The sequence below is a fragment of the Vibrio sp. HB236076 genome (assembly GCF_040957575.1).
GTDB lineage: Bacteria > Pseudomonadota > Gammaproteobacteria > Enterobacterales > Vibrionaceae > Vibrio.
The window spans coordinates 1,681,935-1,697,754 of the sequence record NZ_CP162601.1 but is presented as its reverse complement, the minus strand read 5'-3'; the positions used below and the strand labels follow the sequence as shown (position 1 = coordinate 1,697,754).

Here is a 15,820-nt window from a genome sequence, read left to right as displayed (position 1 = left end):
TTGTCAATAGGATTGGCGAGAGTAAATGGAAAGATGAATCTGAGTTTAAAACACAAATTAATAGCCCTGAGCTTAGTGGCCTGTGTCGTTATGGGGACAATACTGACTGCAATTGCGGTGTATCAACTCGACAAACAAACCAGTAAAGCCTTGGCAGATAGGGCACAAGGTATCACTCTTGTGGCACAAGACAGTATTTCGAGCTGGATTGACGGCAAGAAAAAGGTGGCCCAAGCATTTGAACCCTTTGCCAGTCGCGAAGACAGACATGATTTGTTCGTGCTGACGCGTGAAGCGGGTGGCTTTGATGAGATTTATCTTGGCGATGTGAATGGTGGCATGCATCGTTCTTACCCAGAAAGAACCAAGCCAGGTTACGATCCACGAGTACGTGGCTGGTATAAAGCGGCGGTGGCAGCCAAACAGCAAATGATTACTTCGGCTTACGTTGGCGCTTCCACGGGCGCTTTGATGGTGACGATTGCAGAGCCGGTTTATCGAAATAATCAATTGTTTGGCGTGATTGGTGCTGATGTGTTGATCGAGCAATTGGTCAACAGCATTACCTCGATAGAAGCGGGTACGAATAGCCAAACGATGCTCATTGACAGCACGAATGGTCAGTTTCTCGCTCACTCTGATAGCGAGTTTAATTTAAAGCCCGTTTCTGATTATGCTCAAGATCTGACCGTGCAAAAAGTTTTGTCACTTAGTCAGCAAACCGGTTTGACAAGCCTAACGATTAATGGTCAGGACAAGTTGGTCAAATTCACCCGTATTGCAAATACGCCTTGGGTATTTGCCATCGAGTTAGACAGTAATACCGAGCATCAGCACTTTAATGCGTTGTTGTTTAATTTGCTGATTACTGCGCTGGTGATCACCTTGGTGGTGATGGTGTTGATTTCACTGATCATCAACTGGCTGTTTAACGACCTGAGCCGGGTATCTAACGCGCTGGAGGCGATTGCCTCTGGAGAAGGGGATCTGACGCAAAGGTTGACGCCGCGTAGTAACGACGAAGTGGGCCAATTGGCGCACAACTTTAACCGTTTTGTCGATAACATGCATCAAATGGTGACCCGTTTAAACGGGGTGGCGAGCGCGTTATCAGGTCAGGCACACGACACGGCAGAGCACGCGAAGTTGCGCAGCGAACGCATTCACCAGCAACAAGATGAAATCAACATGGTGGCGACTGCGGTCAATGAAATGGCGGCGGCGACACAGGAAATTGCCGGTAATGCAGAGCAAACCGCGCTCAATTCGGAACATGCGGTTAAGGCGAGTCAGAGCGGTGCGCAACAAGTGTCGCAAACGCAAAATTCAATCCAAAACCTCGCCCAAGAGGTGCAACAAGCCACCGATGTGATTGGCGAGTTAGAGACTCACGGCCACGCGATTAATACCATCTTGTCGACCATTCAAGGCATCGCTGAGCAAACCAACTTATTGGCGCTCAATGCGGCGATTGAAGCGGCGAGGGCGGGAGAACAAGGCCGAGGTTTTGCGGTGGTTGCCGATGAAGTCAGAGTACTTAGCCAGCGTACTCACGCGTCGACCAAAGAAATCCAGCAAATGATAGAAATGTTGCAAACCACCACGGGCAGGGCGGTCGGCATCATGGGCGATGGTCAATTGCTAGCGACAACCAGCGTCGATGATGCCAACAGCGCGGCGGCTCACTTAAACGAGATCCACCAGGCGGTTGCCACCATCAGTGATATGGCGACGCAAATCGCTTCAGCGGCGGAAGAGCAAGCGTCAGTGACCTCAGAGATCACGCGCAATACACAAGGGATCCGAGATGTGTCAACCGAGCTGGCCAGTGAAGCGCAAGACGCGGCGCAGCAAGCCGCTGAGTTGTCATCGCTCTCACAGCGTTTAGAAAGTGAAATCAAGCGCTTTAAGATCTAAGCTTAATATAATTGTCGATGATTTCTTTCCTCGGCAACCCGTACGTTAGTGTTAATAAACCGAGCGGTAACAAGCTCGGTTTTTTTGTTTAACAAAGCCGTGTCATAAAATCTTATTGCGCTTTAATTTGCATATTAGAAAAAAGTTGTTACATTAGCGCCAGCGATTTTTGCCGATAATTTTACTATGAAAATAACATTAAAACAGAAACTTATCTTTGTCTCACTCATCAGTGTACTGGTGATGTCTACGGCGTTAACTTGGGTAGCCTCACAGCGACTTTCTCAACAAACAGAACAATCAATACAAAGTCGTTTAGACAGTCTGGCCAGTATGGCAGGAGAAAATATACAAAATTGGTTAGCGGCTAGGCAAAGTGTGGTCCATTCCTTCGCTGAACACGTTGGCCGGGAAGAAAAAGTGTCATACTTAAAAATGGCTGAACAAGCTGGTCAATTTGATCTTATGTATTTTGCCACGCCAAGTGGTGCAATGTATCGTTCACAGCCAACCCGGAGTGTTGAAGGTTACGACCCGAGAGTGAGGCCGTGGTACAAGCAAGCGATATCGCAACAAAACCCGATTATCACCGCAACGTATGTTGATGCTGTCACTCAATCGTTATTGATCACCATTGCAGAACCTGTCTTTGTCAATTCGCAATTGAAAGGGGTGATTGGTGCAGATTTAACCATTGATCAACTAGTGAAAAGTGTTGATCAAATTGACGCTGGTAAGAATGCTCATGCGATGTTGATCGATTTAAACGATGACACTTTCTTAGCTCACCCGAGCAAAGATAGCGTAAGAAAAAATATCAGCAGCTATTATAAAAACCTCGACACGGCAACGATTGATCGTTTGTCGCAAGAGAATAAGGCGTTGAGTGTGGATGTAAAAGGTCAAACAAAACGAGTGTATTTTAAATCAATTGCGAATACACCTTGGGTGTTTGCCCTCGAGTTGGATGAAAAAACCGAGCACGAAAATCTCACGAGTATGGTGACAAAGCTCATTATGACTTCGTTAGTGATCACCGGGTTGGTGATTGCGACGTTATCATGGTTTATCGGTTGGCTGTTTAACGACCTGAGCCGGGTATCTAACGCGCTGGAGGCGATTGCCTCTGGAGAAGGGGATCTGACGCAAAGGTTGACGCCGCGTAGCAACGACGAAGTGGGCCAATTGGCGCATAACTTTAACCGCTTTGTCGATAACATGCATCAAATGGTGACCCGTTTAAACGGGGTGGCGAGCGCGTTATCAGGTCAGGCACACGACACGGCAGAGCACGCGAAGTTGCGCAGCGAACGCATTCACCAGCAACAAGATGAAATCAACATGGTGGCGACTGCGGTCAATGAAATGGCGGCGGCGACACAGGAAATTGCCGGTAATGCAGAGCAAACCGCGCTCAATTCGGAACATGCGGTTAAGGCGAGTCAAAGCGGTGCGCAACAAGTGTCGCAAACGCAAAATTCAATCCAAAACCTCGCCCAAGAGGTACAACAGGCCACCGATGTGATTGGCGAGTTAGAGACTCACGGCCATGCAATTAATACCATCTTGTCGACCATTCAAGGCATCGCTGAGCAAACCAACTTATTGGCGCTCAATGCGGCGATTGAAGCGGCGAGGGCGGGTGAACAAGGCCGAGGTTTTGCGGTGGTTGCCGATGAAGTCAGAGTACTTAGCCAGCGTACTCACGCGTCGACCAAAGAAATCCAGCAAATGATAGAAATGTTGCAAACCACCACGGGCAGGGCGGTCGGCATCATGGGCGATGGTCAATTGCTAGCGACAACCAGCGTCGATGATGCCAACAGCGCGGCGGCTCACTTAAACGAGATCCACCAGGCGGTTGCCACCATCAGTGATATGGCGACGCAAATCGCTTCAGCGGCGGAAGAGCAAGCGTCAGTGACCTCAGAGATCACGCGCAATACACAAGGGATCCGAGATGTGTCAACCGAGCTTGCCAGTGAAGCGCAAGAGGCGGCGCAGCAAGCCGCTGAGTTGTCATCGCTCTCGCAGCGTTTAGAAAGTGAAATTAAGCGCTTTAAGATTTAATGCCAGTCTAACTCAATAACGTTGTTAAGAGCGTTAGGGGTAGAATATCGACTGAGTAACGATAAAAAGATAAGCCGATAGAGCTTATCTTTTTTTCAGTTCAACGAGAGACGATGGCAGTGTGAGTTTGAAGGTCTGTCTGTAAACGCACCTTTGGGCGTAAAAAACTAGCGCCACAGCTCGCCGACTGGTTTGGCCGCTTTGTAAAAGTGAGCAATTTGCGCTTGCAGCAATTCAGCGGTAGCAATGGCATCGGTAAGGGCGTGGTGCGGTGAATAATAAGGCAGCCCGTAGCGTTGGCGACTTTGTCCTAAGCGCACTGAAGCCGGCTTCTTGCCTTTGAGTTGATTCCACAAACCGCCGGTTAGTTTCTCTTGAATGCGCTGCTCAATGTCTAACGTATCGAGCACGGGAAATTCAATCCCTTCCCCAATGCGATTTTTCACCGCATTATTCAAAAATTCACGTTCAATACGGCGATAGTGGACCACGGTAATTTTACCTGCTAGCGCGTTTAACAACGTGGGTAAAACTTCGATTAAATCTGGCGCGTCTTGAATATCACTATGGGTAATTCCATGAATGACAATCGATTTCTCATCGAGATTACGGCTAGGGCGCAAGGTCCAATGCCGTGCCTGATTGAGGTAAATGCGGTTGAGATCAAAAGGGACCAGCCCAATGGTAATGATGTCGTCTTTGCGCGGGTCAAGGCCGGTTGTTTCAAAATCAAGAGCGACAAACGGCACTTCTGCCAAAGGCGTGGTCGCGTTTGGCAGTGGCGTTTGATAAAACGCACGCAACATGGGCGATTGGGTTCGCATGAGTTTTTGCTCGAACTTTAACGGCCATTGCACCATAGGCGGCTTGAAGAAAGATGGGATCATCGGGCGACCTACTTAAAGTTATTGTGGGCTTGATAGCGAAACTTGAGAAAGTTTTGCGCTTTGCTGAGAATTTGAAACGCGTCTTTTAAATTGCGGCGTTCAAAGTCGGTTAAGTTCTCTGGCTCAATGTTGTTGTCGGGTTCAATTTCATTGTCGACGTCATAAGCTTGATGTCGAATGCGTACCATGGAAATAAACTCCATCGCATCTTTGAGATCTTGAGCGCGTCCTTTGGGTAAAATACCGGCATCAATGATGTCGTCAAGGCGTTCAAAGGAATTGCGCGCCCGAGAGCCAACCGCAAGAGCATGAACGCGGATCAAGTCTGCCAAAGGAGCAGTCCCTCGGCGTTTTAGGTTAATTGAATTATTGTGACGACCGTCTTTTTCCATCACAAAATCTTTAAAAAAGCCCAGTGGTGGGGTGCGATTGAGGGAGTTACGTGCCAAACAAGCTAAAAAGCGATTGTTGCGACGGGCGCGACGCACAATAAAGCCGTTGAGCTGCTCTGCCCATTTTAAGCGGCCGTAAACGCCATCGAGATCAAAGAAAATCGACGCATTTAGCAAGGATTTGGGGTTGGGGTTGTCAATCCAATCAGCGAAGCAGGCCTCCCATTCTCGACGGGTCAGCCGCCACATTGGATTGGTCGACATGATGCCACCACTGCAATATTTATAACCACAGGCATTGAGACCATCACAGACAAACTTGGCCAGTTGTTCAAAGTAGTGCGCGTGTTTTTCTGGGTTATAGCTGTCGTCCAAAATAAGCGCGTTATCTTGATCGGTCACCAGTAACTGCTCATCGCGGCCCATCGAGCCAAGAGCGAGAAAGCAATAAGGTACCGGTGGGGGCCCTAAAGCGTCCTCAGCCAATTCGACTAAGCGCTGCTTGAAGCTGCGGCCAATCACGGACATCGCAGTGCCGACCATGTGGGCGTTGGCGTCTTCGTTCACCATACGCACGAAGCTGTCTTTTACTTGTTCAGCGACGGTTGCGAGATCTTCGATACTGTTTTGTTGAAAAATATTGCTGACGATCAGCAAGGAGTTTTGCGATTCGTAACGAACAATATCGGTTTCTTCAATGATACCAATGGGCTGACCGTCTTTAAATACCGGTAAATGATGAGCGTGATAGCGCAGCATGGTCAACATGGCCTCATAGACGTAAGCATCTTCATCTAGCTTAATCACTTCGGTGGTCATCACTTCACTGACCGGCTCAAGAGGTGATAGGGCTTTGGCGAGAACGCGAGTACATAGGTCGCGATCGGTAATAATGCCAACCACCTGTGAACCTTGGTTGGCTTCGTCATCCGGGGCGAGCTCAGGGTCAATGATCAGCAGGGCGGATATATTGTCTTCTGCCATTTTTTGTGCCGCGCTTTGAATCGTTTCGCTTTTTTCTATCAAGGGGGCTTCGCGATTCAATAGGGTGGTGACCTTTGACGTCGTCAGGTCATTGGCATCTTTGTTTTCATTCACGGCTTGGCGAAGACGTGCATTGTCTTCGACCTCGACAAAATCGGCAAAAGAGTCATATTCGTCATACAGCATTTGAAAAACGGACTCGGGAATGCAGTACAACAGCGTATCTTCAATCGCTTTGACTGGAAACAAAACGCGGTTATTGGTCAATAAGCCCATTTGGCCAAATAAGGCGCCTTCGTCGAGGCGGTTGTACAGTTCACCTTTGCGACGATAGAGCTCGACCACACCACTGCGAACCATGTACAAATCGTGCAGGTGATCACCAAAGTGAATGACGGGCGTATCTTGTCGGTAATAGGAAATTTCGATGTGTTTAGCAACGTGATGAATGACGTCTTCAGGCAGTTCTTGAAACGGAGGGTGTTGAGAGAGAAAGTTGTAAATCTCGAGCAGTTCGGCATCCATACAACGCGCCTATAACGAATGAATAATAGCGCATAATAACTCAGAGTGGTAAGAATACCAATGCTGTGAATGACTTGTTGTTGAAAAGACCAGCAGTGAATTAACTCACTGCTGGTACTGGCTTTATGTGATGTTGCGGTAACGCTGATCTGAGCCGTTGAGTTAGAGAACCGCCGCAATTCCTTGGCACAGTGGCAGCATGTTTGATTTGGTCATGCCAGCGACACTGATACGGCCAGAGCCAACGATGTAGATGGCAAATTCTGTTTTAAGGCGCTCAACTTGTTCTTTGGACAAACCAGAGAATGAGAACATACCATTTTGACGGGCGATAAAGCTAAAGTCTTGATCAACGCCTTGTGCTTTGAGGGTCTCAACAAACAAATCGCGCATCTCTTGAATGCGATCGCGCATTTCAGCCACTTCGTTTTCCCACTCGGCACGCAACGCGTCGTCTTTTAAGATGTGGGTGACAACGGCACTGCCGTGAGCGGGTGGGTTAGAATAGATAGAGCGAATGATGGCTTTGATTTGAGAAAAAGCGGTGGTGGCGATGTCGGTGTTTTCGGCGACTAAGGTAAATGCCCCAACACGCTCATTGTACAAACCAAAGTTTTTCGAAAATGAGCTCGCGACTAAAATTTCGCGGTGATACTGAGTAAAAATACGCAAACCTTGTGCGTCTTCCTCAACGCCTTTGGCAAAGCCTTGGTATGCAAAATCAAACAATGGCAGCAGCGATTTTTCAGCCGTAAGTTTGGCCAGTTGCTCCCATTCTTCCGCGGTAGGGTCAATGCCCGTAGGGTTGTGACAACAGCCGTGGAACAAAACAACGTCACCGGCTTTGGCATCGGCAAGGCTGGCGAGCAAGGCGTCGAAGTCTTTATCCTTGGTTTGTGCGTTGTAGTAAGTGTATTGCGCTGTTTTGATTCCCGCGGCCGTAAAGACACCATTGTGGTTAGCCCAAGTTGGGTTGCTTAACCAAATGGTGGCATCAGCGTTGAGTTGACGCTTGATGAACTCGCCTGCAATACGCAACGCACCGGTACCACCAGGGGCTTGAGCGGTTTTTGCACGCTGCTTAGCAATGATGTCGGCGTCTTTGCCAAACAATAACTGCTGAACCACAAGGGCGTAGTCGCTCGTCCCCTCAATGGTCAAGTAAGATTTGGTTTTTTCGTTTTCAACCAAAGACGCTTCGGCCTTTTTGACGGTGTTGAGGACAGGGGTTTCACCTTGTTCATTTTTATAAATACCAACGCCAAGGTTAATTTTATCCGTGCGAGTGTCTTGTTTAAACTCTTCGGTCAAACCTAGAATGGGATCCGCGGGCGCGGCAACAACATTTTCAAACATAGTGAACAATCATCCGTGTTTTGATTTAAGGGAGGGTATGACGCTATTTATACCCTGATGTAAGCGTGCTGACAACTGTCGGATTAACTTTGCAACTCGATGCTTTACCGCGATGTCAATTTGCGCTGTCGATGGTGTAAAAGTCGGGAAAATAAAAAAGCCTTATCACGGGGATAAGGCTTTCGATTTTAGAGGCACTTTAGAAGTTAGCGCTGCGCGGCGTACGTGGGAACGGGATCACGTCGCGAACATTCCCCATACCAGTAACGTAAGAGACTAAGCGTTCAAATCCCAAACCAAATCCAGCGTGAGGCACGGTGCCGTAACGACGCAAATCGCGATACCAGTTCATGTGCTCTGGATCGATGTTCATCTCACGCATGCGAGCGTCGAGTACGTCAAGGCGCTCTTCGCGTTGAGAACCACCAATGATTTCACCAATACCAGGTGCCAAAACGTCCATCGCTGCCACTGTTTTACCGTCTTCATTAAGACGCATGTAGAAGGCTTTGATGTCCTTCGGGTAGTTTTTCACAATGACCGGTGCTTTGAAGTGCTCTTCAGCCAAGTAACGTTCGTGCTCAGAAGCGAGATCGATGCCCCATTCAACGTCAAACTCGAAGGTTTTCCCAGACTTTTGTAAAATGTCGATAGCATCGGTGTAGTCGACTTGAGCAAAGTCCGATTCAACAAATTTCTCAAGACGGCTAACCGCTTCTTTATCGATGCGCTGGGCGAAGAACTCAAGATCGTCGCGGCGCTCGTCGAGCACGGCTTTAAAGACGTACTTAAGCATGTCTTCTGACAGTTTGGCGACGTCGTCGAGATCGGCAAAGGCAACTTCAGGCTCAACCATCCAAAACTCCGCGAGGTGACGACTGGTGTTAGAGTTTTCTGCGCGGAAGGTCGGACCAAAGGTGTAGACTTTGCTCAGGGCACAGGCATAGGTTTCTGCGTTGAGCTGGCCTGATACCGTCAAAAAGGTTTCCTTGCCAAAAAAGTCTTGGTTAAAGTCAACATCACCTTGCTCTGTGGTTGGTAGGTTCGCTAAATCTAGGGTTGAGACGCGAAACATTTCACCTGCGCCTTCGGCATCGGATGCGGTGATCAATGGCGCTGATAGCCAGTAGTAACCTTGCTCGTGATAGAAGCGATGAATGGCTTGCGATAAACAATGACGAACGCGAGCTACGGCACCGATCACGTTGGTTCTTGGACGCAGGTGCGCCACTTCGCGTAAATATTCGATAGAATGGCGAGTTTTGGCCATTGGGTAGGTGTCGGCATCGTCCACCCAACCAACCACGTTGACCTGGGTCGCGGCCAGTTCAAAATCTTGGCCCTTGGCCGGTGAAGCCACTACCGTCCCAGTGACTTCAACAGAGCAGCCTGTGGTGAGCTTTAACACTTCATCTTGGTAATTATTCAGTTCATTGGGGACAACCGCCTGGATAGGATTGAAACATGAGCCGTCATAAACAGCAAGAAACGAGATCCCAGCTTTAGAATCGCGACGTGTGCGGATCCAGCCTTTGACAGTCACTTCGCTGTCGACTGAGATTTTTCCGCCCAATACGTCTTTTACAGGCACGTAAGTCATTTTTAATTGTCTCTCCGTAAGAACTTTGCAAACATTGGTATTGAATCTTATCGGTTACATGGCCAATGTTCATTAATCGAAGTGACAATATTACCTAGCTAATTTCTAGCTTCAACCTTTTATCGACAGATTTCGGTTGCAAATTGCCCAGTTGACCGTCATAAGCAAGGTCGAGCGACCTTTTATTATCACTTGACCCATTGTTCCGCCTTAACGAATGACGACGGGCCGAGTGATAAACGCCTTTGCGGCGAAAAGAGAGAGGCCGCTTGGTTAGCAGATCACCTTGATGGCAAGGCCGCCTTGTGAGGTCTCGCGGTATTTTGCGTTCATATCTTTACCGGTTTCTAACATGGTCTCAATCACTTTGTCGAGTGAAACGCGAGGTGCTGAGGTGCGTTGCATCGCCATGCGACAGGCGTTGATAGCTTTGACCGCTGCCATACCATTTCGCTCGATACAAGGGACCTGTACTTGCCCCGCGACAGGGTCGCAGGTTAGTCCTAGGTTGTGCTCCATGGCAATTTCCGCCGCGATGCAGACTTGAGCGGGACTGGCTCCGAATAATTCAGCAAGCCCGGCGGCGGCCATTGAACAGGCGACTCCGACTTCGCCTTGGCAACCGACTTCGGCACCGGAAATGGACGCGTTGCGCTTGTACAAACCGCCAATCGCACTAGTGGTGAGTAAATAGCGTTCCCGTTCTTGGCTGCCGACAGGGCGGATAAATTTGTCGAAGTAAGCTAAAACGGCCGGAACAATGCCACAAGCCCCATTTGTCGGCGCGGTAACAACGCGTCCGCCAGCGGCATTTTCTTCGTTGACGGCAAAGGCAAACATGTTTACCCAATCGAGAGCAGACATAGGATCTTGTGCGTGTTTTTCTTGGGCGAGCAGCAAGTGTTTTAACGCCGCGGCTCGACGTGGCACCCGCAGTGGGCCCGGTAACAAGCCCTCGCGTTCCATTCCCTTGACAATACACGCTCGCATGGTCTGCCAGATATTGTCGAGGTATTGTTCCGTGTGTGCTCGGCCGTGTAAATGCGCTTCATTTGCCATCACAATGGCCGATATCGATAACCCGGTGTCGCTGCACTGTTGCAATAATTGTTCTGCACTGTCAAAGGGGTAGGGAACCTCACTTTCATCTGCCAGTACTAAGTCAAAGGCATCATCGTCGACGACAAAGCCGCCGCCGATTGAGTAGTAGGTTTTGCTGACCGAGGTTTGGTCGTCAAACCAAGCGGTTAAGGTCATGCCATTTTCGTGCTTTGGTAGCGCGTGGCGATGGAAAATGATGCCCTCTTGCGCGCAAAAATCTATTTGGTATTGACCGTTGTACACATTGAGTTGTTGTGAGTGTCGCACCTTTTCGATCAAAGCGGGGATCTGTTCAATGTCAACGCTATCAGGGGCGTGACCACACAGGCCTAATACGATCGCGATATCGGTTTGATGGCCTTTACCAGTCAGTGATAAAGATCCGAAGACTTGCGCTTGTAGACGAGTGACCAAAGGCAACTGCGATTGCTCTGCTAAGTGTTCGATAAATTGTTTGGCCGCCACCATAGGCCCAACCGTGTGAGAGCTCGAAGGCCCGATTCCAATTTTAAACAGGTCAAAAACACTGATCATAATACTCAACCACAACAAAATAAGAGGTATCAATGAGAGGGAACAAATGCATCAGCTCATTAATTTCACGATTATCAATAGGGCGAGAGCTTACCTAACTTTTATCTAATTCACTATAAAAATCAGTATCGACAGGACAAAATTTAACAATATTTATTTATAATAGTGTGATTGACTGATTGAGCTCGGTTTCAAGGATGGGTTAAATGTTGTTGTAACTGCTGCAGTATTTGCGCGGTGACGCCCCAGATGAGGTGAGAAGATTGAAACGTCGCTGTGATTTGACGTGAGTAATGGCGAGTTTTAATCGGGTATTGAAAATAATTGTTTGGTTCGAGTAGTACATTTAATGGCACTTCAAAAAGCTCGGCCACTTCATCTTGATTAATCCTGGAGGTGTAATGGCAAGATACCCAAGCCAGGTAAGGGGTGACGTGAAAGCGGCTGATGGTTTCGAGCGAGGGTAGCGCGCCAATCAATTCCACTTGCTCGGCGTGAATCCCGATTTCTTCGTGCGTTTCTCGCAGCGCGGTGTGGTAGAGGTTTTTGTCTTGTGGGTCTTGTTTACCTCCGGGAAAACTGACTTGATTGGGGTGGTGGCGAAGGTGCTCCGCTCTTTTGGTCAGTAAAACGTGAATGCCATTGGGGCGTGAAACCAAACCTATCAGTACGGCCGCAGAGCGAGTGTTTGCCAGAGTTGGCGCCGAGGGAAGCGCGGAGTGCAGCGGTTTCATTTGATATTGACAAAGCAGTCGTTGTTTACTCCATTGTTTCATTACCCGTTTTCTCCATGTATAACGACCTTGTTTGGCATTATCGTGATCGCTCGGTGTCTCTAAGGTAGAGCAACTTATGAGTGGTTTACCAGTTCATCGGTTGCCATGAAGCGAACGGTAATGCCTTGCAGTCACGGTTGTTTGCTTAGGTGAAGTGCCCAACTCAATACCAGTTCAATTGGGCACAAACGGCGTATATCGTGTTTATATATCACTCAATACTGGAAGAATTTTGCCGAGTTTGTCAAATGTTTCCTGGTATTCAAGTTCACTTTGACTGTCGGCAACGATGCCACCGCCCGCCCAAGCATAAAGGCGCTGCTGTTGACTGATGAGGGTACGAATGGCGATGTTAGTGTCGAGTTGACCATCGCGGCTTAGGTAGCCGATCGAACCGCAGTAAACGCTGCGCCTGTGCGGTTCCAGCTCTTCGATAATAGCCATGGCACGCACTTTCGGAGCCCCGGTAATGGAGCCACCAGGAAAACAAGCGCGCAGTAAATCGGTGGCATTTTGTTGCGGGGCAAGGCGCGCTGTAATGGTACTGACCATATGGTGTACGGCGGGAAAACTTTCGATGGCGAACAAGTGTGGGACACTGACACTCCCAGGGGCGGCAACGCGGCCAATATCGTTTCTGAGCAAATCGACGATCATTAAGTTTTCCGATTGATCTTTTTGCGCTTGCATCAGGTCACGTTTGAGCGCTTGATCTTGAACCGGGTCTTGACTGCGTGGGCGGGTGCCTTTAATGGGTTTGGTTTCAATCTGTTGTTCGCGCAATTGTACAAAACGCTCTGGTGAGACACTGAGCACGGCATGAGATGCCAAGCGAATAAATGCAGAAAATGGCGCTTGATTGGTACGTTCTAAGTGCTGATAGGCCTGCCATTCACTGCCTTGATACTGAGCGTCAAACCGCTGGGCAAAATTGATTTGATAACAATCACCTTCAGTAAGGTAGTCTTGAATACGGGCCAACTTTTGATGGTAGTCTTGTTCAGTGGTGTTGGACTGCCAGTCACTTTGCAGCGCAAAACTTGCTAAGGGCTCTGGCGCCTTGCAATGCAACAGCCAGTGACGGGCCGAGCGACAATCGGTGCCCACCCAGTAGGCCTTTTCGAGTTTATGATCGACAATCAATGCCCAAGAATACAACCCAATGGCCATGTCTGGTGCCTCGATATCTCGTTTCGCCCTCTCTGGAATAGACTCAACCCGACGACCAAGATCGTAAGAAAAATACCCCAATGCACCGCCGATAAACGGCACGTCAAGATCACAGGCCATGTTGGGTAAATGCTCAGCCAAGTACTGCTCGATAAGGCTAAACGGATCGGCTGTGGACCATAAGATGTCTTTTCCGCGGCTGATTTTGGTTTGTTGTCCCTGAGTTTCAAGCGTAACTTTGGGTTTAGCCACTAAAATGTCAAAGCGGCTATTGGGGTGGTCGGTGGCGGCAGAGCGCAATAACATCGCCCAAGGTTGAGACTCAATTTTGGCAAACAATTGACTCGCGAGTTGGGGGCTGTAGGTATGCTCTAAGTAATCAATCTGGGTCAGGTTATGCATAATATTTGTTTTATTTGTTATAAAAGAGTGACATGTGTGCATAGCATGTCGGGTAAAGCAAGAGTATCATAAAGCGGTAAAACTTCGCAGCAGCTAAACATAATCAATTACAACACCGATTAGCTGTGACTTTGTCAGTACAGAACGAATGAGGCGAGCAATGACAGTTATTCGCAAGCAGGATGTGATTTCGAGTGTCGCAGACGCATTACAATACATTTCTTATTACCATCCACTTGATTTTATCCAAGCACTGGAAAAAGCGTACCACAAAGAAGAAAGCCAGGCGGCTAAAGACGCGATGGCGCAAATTTTAATTAACTCACGCATGTCAGCTCAAGGGCGTCGACCGATTTGTCAGGACACGGGTATTGTGACCTGTTTTGTCAATATTGGTATGCAAGTGCAGTGGGACAGCAGTGACATGACGGTGCAACAGATGGTGGATGAAGGGGTAAGACAAGCCTACACTAATCCGGATAACCCGCTGCGTGCTTCAATTTTAATGGATCCCGCCGGCAAACGTATCAACACCAAAGACAACACACCGGCAGTCGTTCATATCAACATGGTACCCGGTGATAAAGTCGACATTCAAATTGCGGCGAAAGGTGGCGGTTCAGAAAACAAAACCAAGATGGCGATGCTCAACCCATCCGATGATATTGCCGCTTGGGTTGAAAAAACCTTGCCGACCATGGGGGCAGGCTGGTGCCCACCTGGCATGTTGGGTATTGGCATTGGCGGTACCGCTGAAAAGGCGGCAGTGCTGGCCAAAGAGTCATTAATGGAACACATCGATATTCAAGAGCTCATCGACCGCGGCCCCCAAAATGCAGAAGAAGCCTTGCGTTTAGACATTTTTGAGCGAGTCAACAAATTGGGGATCGGCGCACAAGGGCTTGGTGGCCTGACCACAGTCGTCGATGTAAAAATCAAATCTGCGCCGACTCACGCCGCGTCAAAGCCGGTTTGTTTGATCCCTAATTGCGCGGCGACTCGACATGTTCACTTTACCTTAGATGGCAATGGCCCGGCGCAATTAGAGCCACCAAAACTCGAAGACTGGCCAGACATCACTTGGCAAGCGGGAGAAAATACTCGTCGAGTGAATCTCGATACGGTAACTCAAGCCGAGATTGAAAGTTGGAAAACCGGCGAAACCGTATTATTGTCGGGCAAAATTCTCACCGGCCGTGATGCAGCGCATAAAAAAATTCAGGCGCTACTGGAAAGCGGTGAAGGTTTGCCAAAAGAAGTGGACTTTAAAGGCAAATTTATTTACTACGTCGGCCCGGTCGATGCAGTGGGTGATGAAGTGGTAGGCCCTGCCGGCCCGACGACATCGACACGCATGGATAAATTTACCGATATGATGCTAGAGCAAACCGGTATTGCAGGTATGATAGGGAAAGCAGAGCGCGGCCCGGATACGGTTGAGGCGATCAAAAAACACAAATCAGTGTATTTGATGGCAGTTGGCGGTGCGGCCTACTTGGTGTCTAAAGCGATCAAAAAAGCCAAAGTCATCGCCTTTGAAGAGCTGGGTATGGAAGCGATATATGAATTTGAAGTGGAAGATATGCCGGTGACCGTCGCGGTCGACTCCAACGGTGTCAATGCTCACCAAATTGGCCCAGATACTTGGAAAGTTAAAATTGCCGAAGCGCAAACCCAGTAGTCAGGGTTTTGGCATCTGAGCATTCGGTTTGTTTGCGCTCTGGGTGAGAACAAACCGCTTGCCAAGCCTCACGGCTCGCGTGAGGCTTTTTACTTATCAGTGCAAAGTGAGAAGACAAGGAATAAATATGGCTAAATTTATCAAATCGTTGCAATTGATCCTCCTCGCCGTCATTGGGTGTTTTTTTGTCTACGATTTTTTCTTGCGCGGTGTCACCATGTTTAACGATAAATACGTGATCATCAGCGCGGTTTTAACCTTATTACTCGAGATATCGCTTTGGGTGATCTACCAGTTGACCATTGACGATTAACGACGAAGCGGTTTAGATTGATCCCCTTGGCTATTAAACGACGTTTTTGTCGCTGAGGTCCTTTTCGTCACGGTTAGGTACGGGGGGTGTCAACGATAGAGCGGTAGACTTG

11 protein-coding genes are annotated in these 15,820 nt (G+C 48.6%); 4 read left to right on the top strand and 7 right to left on the bottom strand.

Annotated features, from left to right (window positions below; translation table 11 throughout):
* Positions 1–33: 33 nt before the first annotated feature.
* Both AB0763_RS07455 and AB0763_RS07450 read left to right on the top strand, forming a co-directional pair.
* Positions 34–1,917: a methyl-accepting chemotaxis protein gene (locus AB0763_RS07455; RefSeq protein ID WP_306100128.1), complete on the top strand. Its 1,884-nt coding sequence runs from the start codon at positions 34–36 to the stop codon at positions 1,915–1,917.
* Positions 1,918–2,103: 186 nt separating this feature from the next.
* Positions 2,104–3,987, top strand: coding sequence for a methyl-accepting chemotaxis protein (locus AB0763_RS07450; RefSeq protein WP_368642904.1), 1,884 nt, complete (start codon positions 2,104–2,106; stop codon positions 3,985–3,987).
* 167 nt (positions 3,988–4,154) lie between these two features.
* Here the strand turns inward: AB0763_RS07450 and AB0763_RS07445 are convergent, their stop codons facing one another.
* From AB0763_RS07445 to pabB, 7 genes are all read right to left on the bottom strand, one after another.
* Positions 4,155–4,871 (bottom strand): 3'-5' exonuclease, encoded by a 717-nt coding sequence (locus tag AB0763_RS07445; RefSeq protein WP_306100126.1) that lies wholly within the window; start codon positions 4,869–4,871, stop codon positions 4,155–4,157.
* Positions 4,872–4,882: 11 nt separating this feature from the next.
* Positions 4,883–6,775, bottom strand: coding sequence for a DUF294 nucleotidyltransferase-like domain-containing protein (locus AB0763_RS07440; RefSeq protein ID WP_306100116.1), 1,893 nt, complete (start codon positions 6,773–6,775; stop codon positions 4,883–4,885).
* A 162-nt stretch (positions 6,776–6,937) separates the two neighbouring features.
* Positions 6,938–8,131, bottom strand: coding sequence for an amino acid aminotransferase (locus AB0763_RS07435; RefSeq protein ID WP_306100115.1), 1,194 nt, complete (start codon positions 8,129–8,131; stop codon positions 6,938–6,940).
* Positions 8,132–8,330: 199 nt separating this feature from the next.
* Complete coding sequence (gene asnS / locus AB0763_RS07430; RefSeq protein WP_306100114.1) at positions 8,331–9,731, bottom strand: asparagine--tRNA ligase; 1,401 nt, start codon at positions 9,729–9,731, stop codon at positions 8,331–8,333.
* Positions 9,732–10,004: 273 nt separating this feature from the next.
* Entirely contained in the window at positions 10,005–11,366 is a 1,362-nt protein-coding gene (locus tag AB0763_RS07425; RefSeq protein WP_306100113.1) for an L-serine ammonia-lyase, read from the bottom strand.
* 191 nt (positions 11,367–11,557) lie between these two features.
* A complete protein-coding gene (locus tag AB0763_RS07420; RefSeq protein ID WP_306100112.1) occupies positions 11,558–12,142 on the bottom strand; it encodes a CoA pyrophosphatase in 585 nt (194 codons plus the stop codon).
* 204 nt (positions 12,143–12,346) lie between these two features.
* On the bottom strand, positions 12,347–13,714 hold the full coding sequence (gene pabB, locus AB0763_RS07415) for an aminodeoxychorismate synthase component I (protein ID WP_306100111.1): 1,368 nt from the start codon (positions 13,712–13,714) through the stop codon (positions 12,347–12,349).
* Positions 13,715–13,874: 160 nt separating this feature from the next.
* On the opposite strand from pabB, the gene AB0763_RS07410 reads away from it, so the two are divergent.
* A complete protein-coding gene (locus AB0763_RS07410) occupies positions 13,875–15,395 on the top strand; it encodes a fumarate hydratase (RefSeq protein WP_306100110.1) in 1,521 nt (506 codons plus the stop codon).
* 127 nt (positions 15,396–15,522) lie between these two features.
* Positions 15,523–15,708, top strand: coding sequence for a hypothetical protein (locus AB0763_RS07405; RefSeq protein ID WP_306100109.1), 186 nt, complete (start codon positions 15,523–15,525; stop codon positions 15,706–15,708).
* The last annotated feature ends 112 nt before the right edge of the window (positions 15,709–15,820 follow it).

Excerpts from the sequence above, each read along its gene's own strand:
- AB0763_RS07440 (WP_306100116.1), bottom strand. The coding sequence starts at position 6,775 with ATGGATGCCGAACTGCTCGAGATTTACAACTTTCTCTCTCAACACCCT.
- AB0763_RS07410 (WP_306100110.1), top strand. The coding sequence starts at position 13,875 with ATGACAGTTATTCGCAAGCAGGATGTGATTTCGAGTGTCGCAGACGCA.
- AB0763_RS07450 (WP_368642904.1), top strand. The coding sequence starts at position 2,104 with ATGAAAATAACATTAAAACAGAAACTTATCTTTGTCTCACTCATCAGT.
- AB0763_RS07455 (WP_306100128.1), top strand. The coding sequence starts at position 34 with ATGAATCTGAGTTTAAAACACAAATTAATAGCCCTGAGCTTAGTGGCC.
- AB0763_RS07435 (WP_306100115.1), bottom strand. The coding sequence starts at position 8,131 with ATGTTTGAAAATGTTGTTGCCGCGCCCGCGGATCCCATTCTAGGTTTG.
- AB0763_RS07425 (WP_306100113.1), bottom strand. The coding sequence starts at position 11,366 with ATGATCAGTGTTTTTGACCTGTTTAAAATTGGAATCGGGCCTTCGAGC.
- pabB (WP_306100111.1), bottom strand. The coding sequence starts at position 13,714 with ATGCATAACCTGACCCAGATTGATTACTTAGAGCATACCTACAGCCCC.
- AB0763_RS07405 (WP_306100109.1), top strand. The coding sequence starts at position 15,523 with ATGGCTAAATTTATCAAATCGTTGCAATTGATCCTCCTCGCCGTCATT.
- AB0763_RS07420 (WP_306100112.1), bottom strand. The coding sequence starts at position 12,142 with ATGAAACAATGGAGTAAACAACGACTGCTTTGTCAATATCAAATGAAA.
- asnS (WP_306100114.1), bottom strand. The coding sequence starts at position 9,731 with ATGACTTACGTGCCTGTAAAAGACGTATTGGGCGGAAAAATCTCAGTC.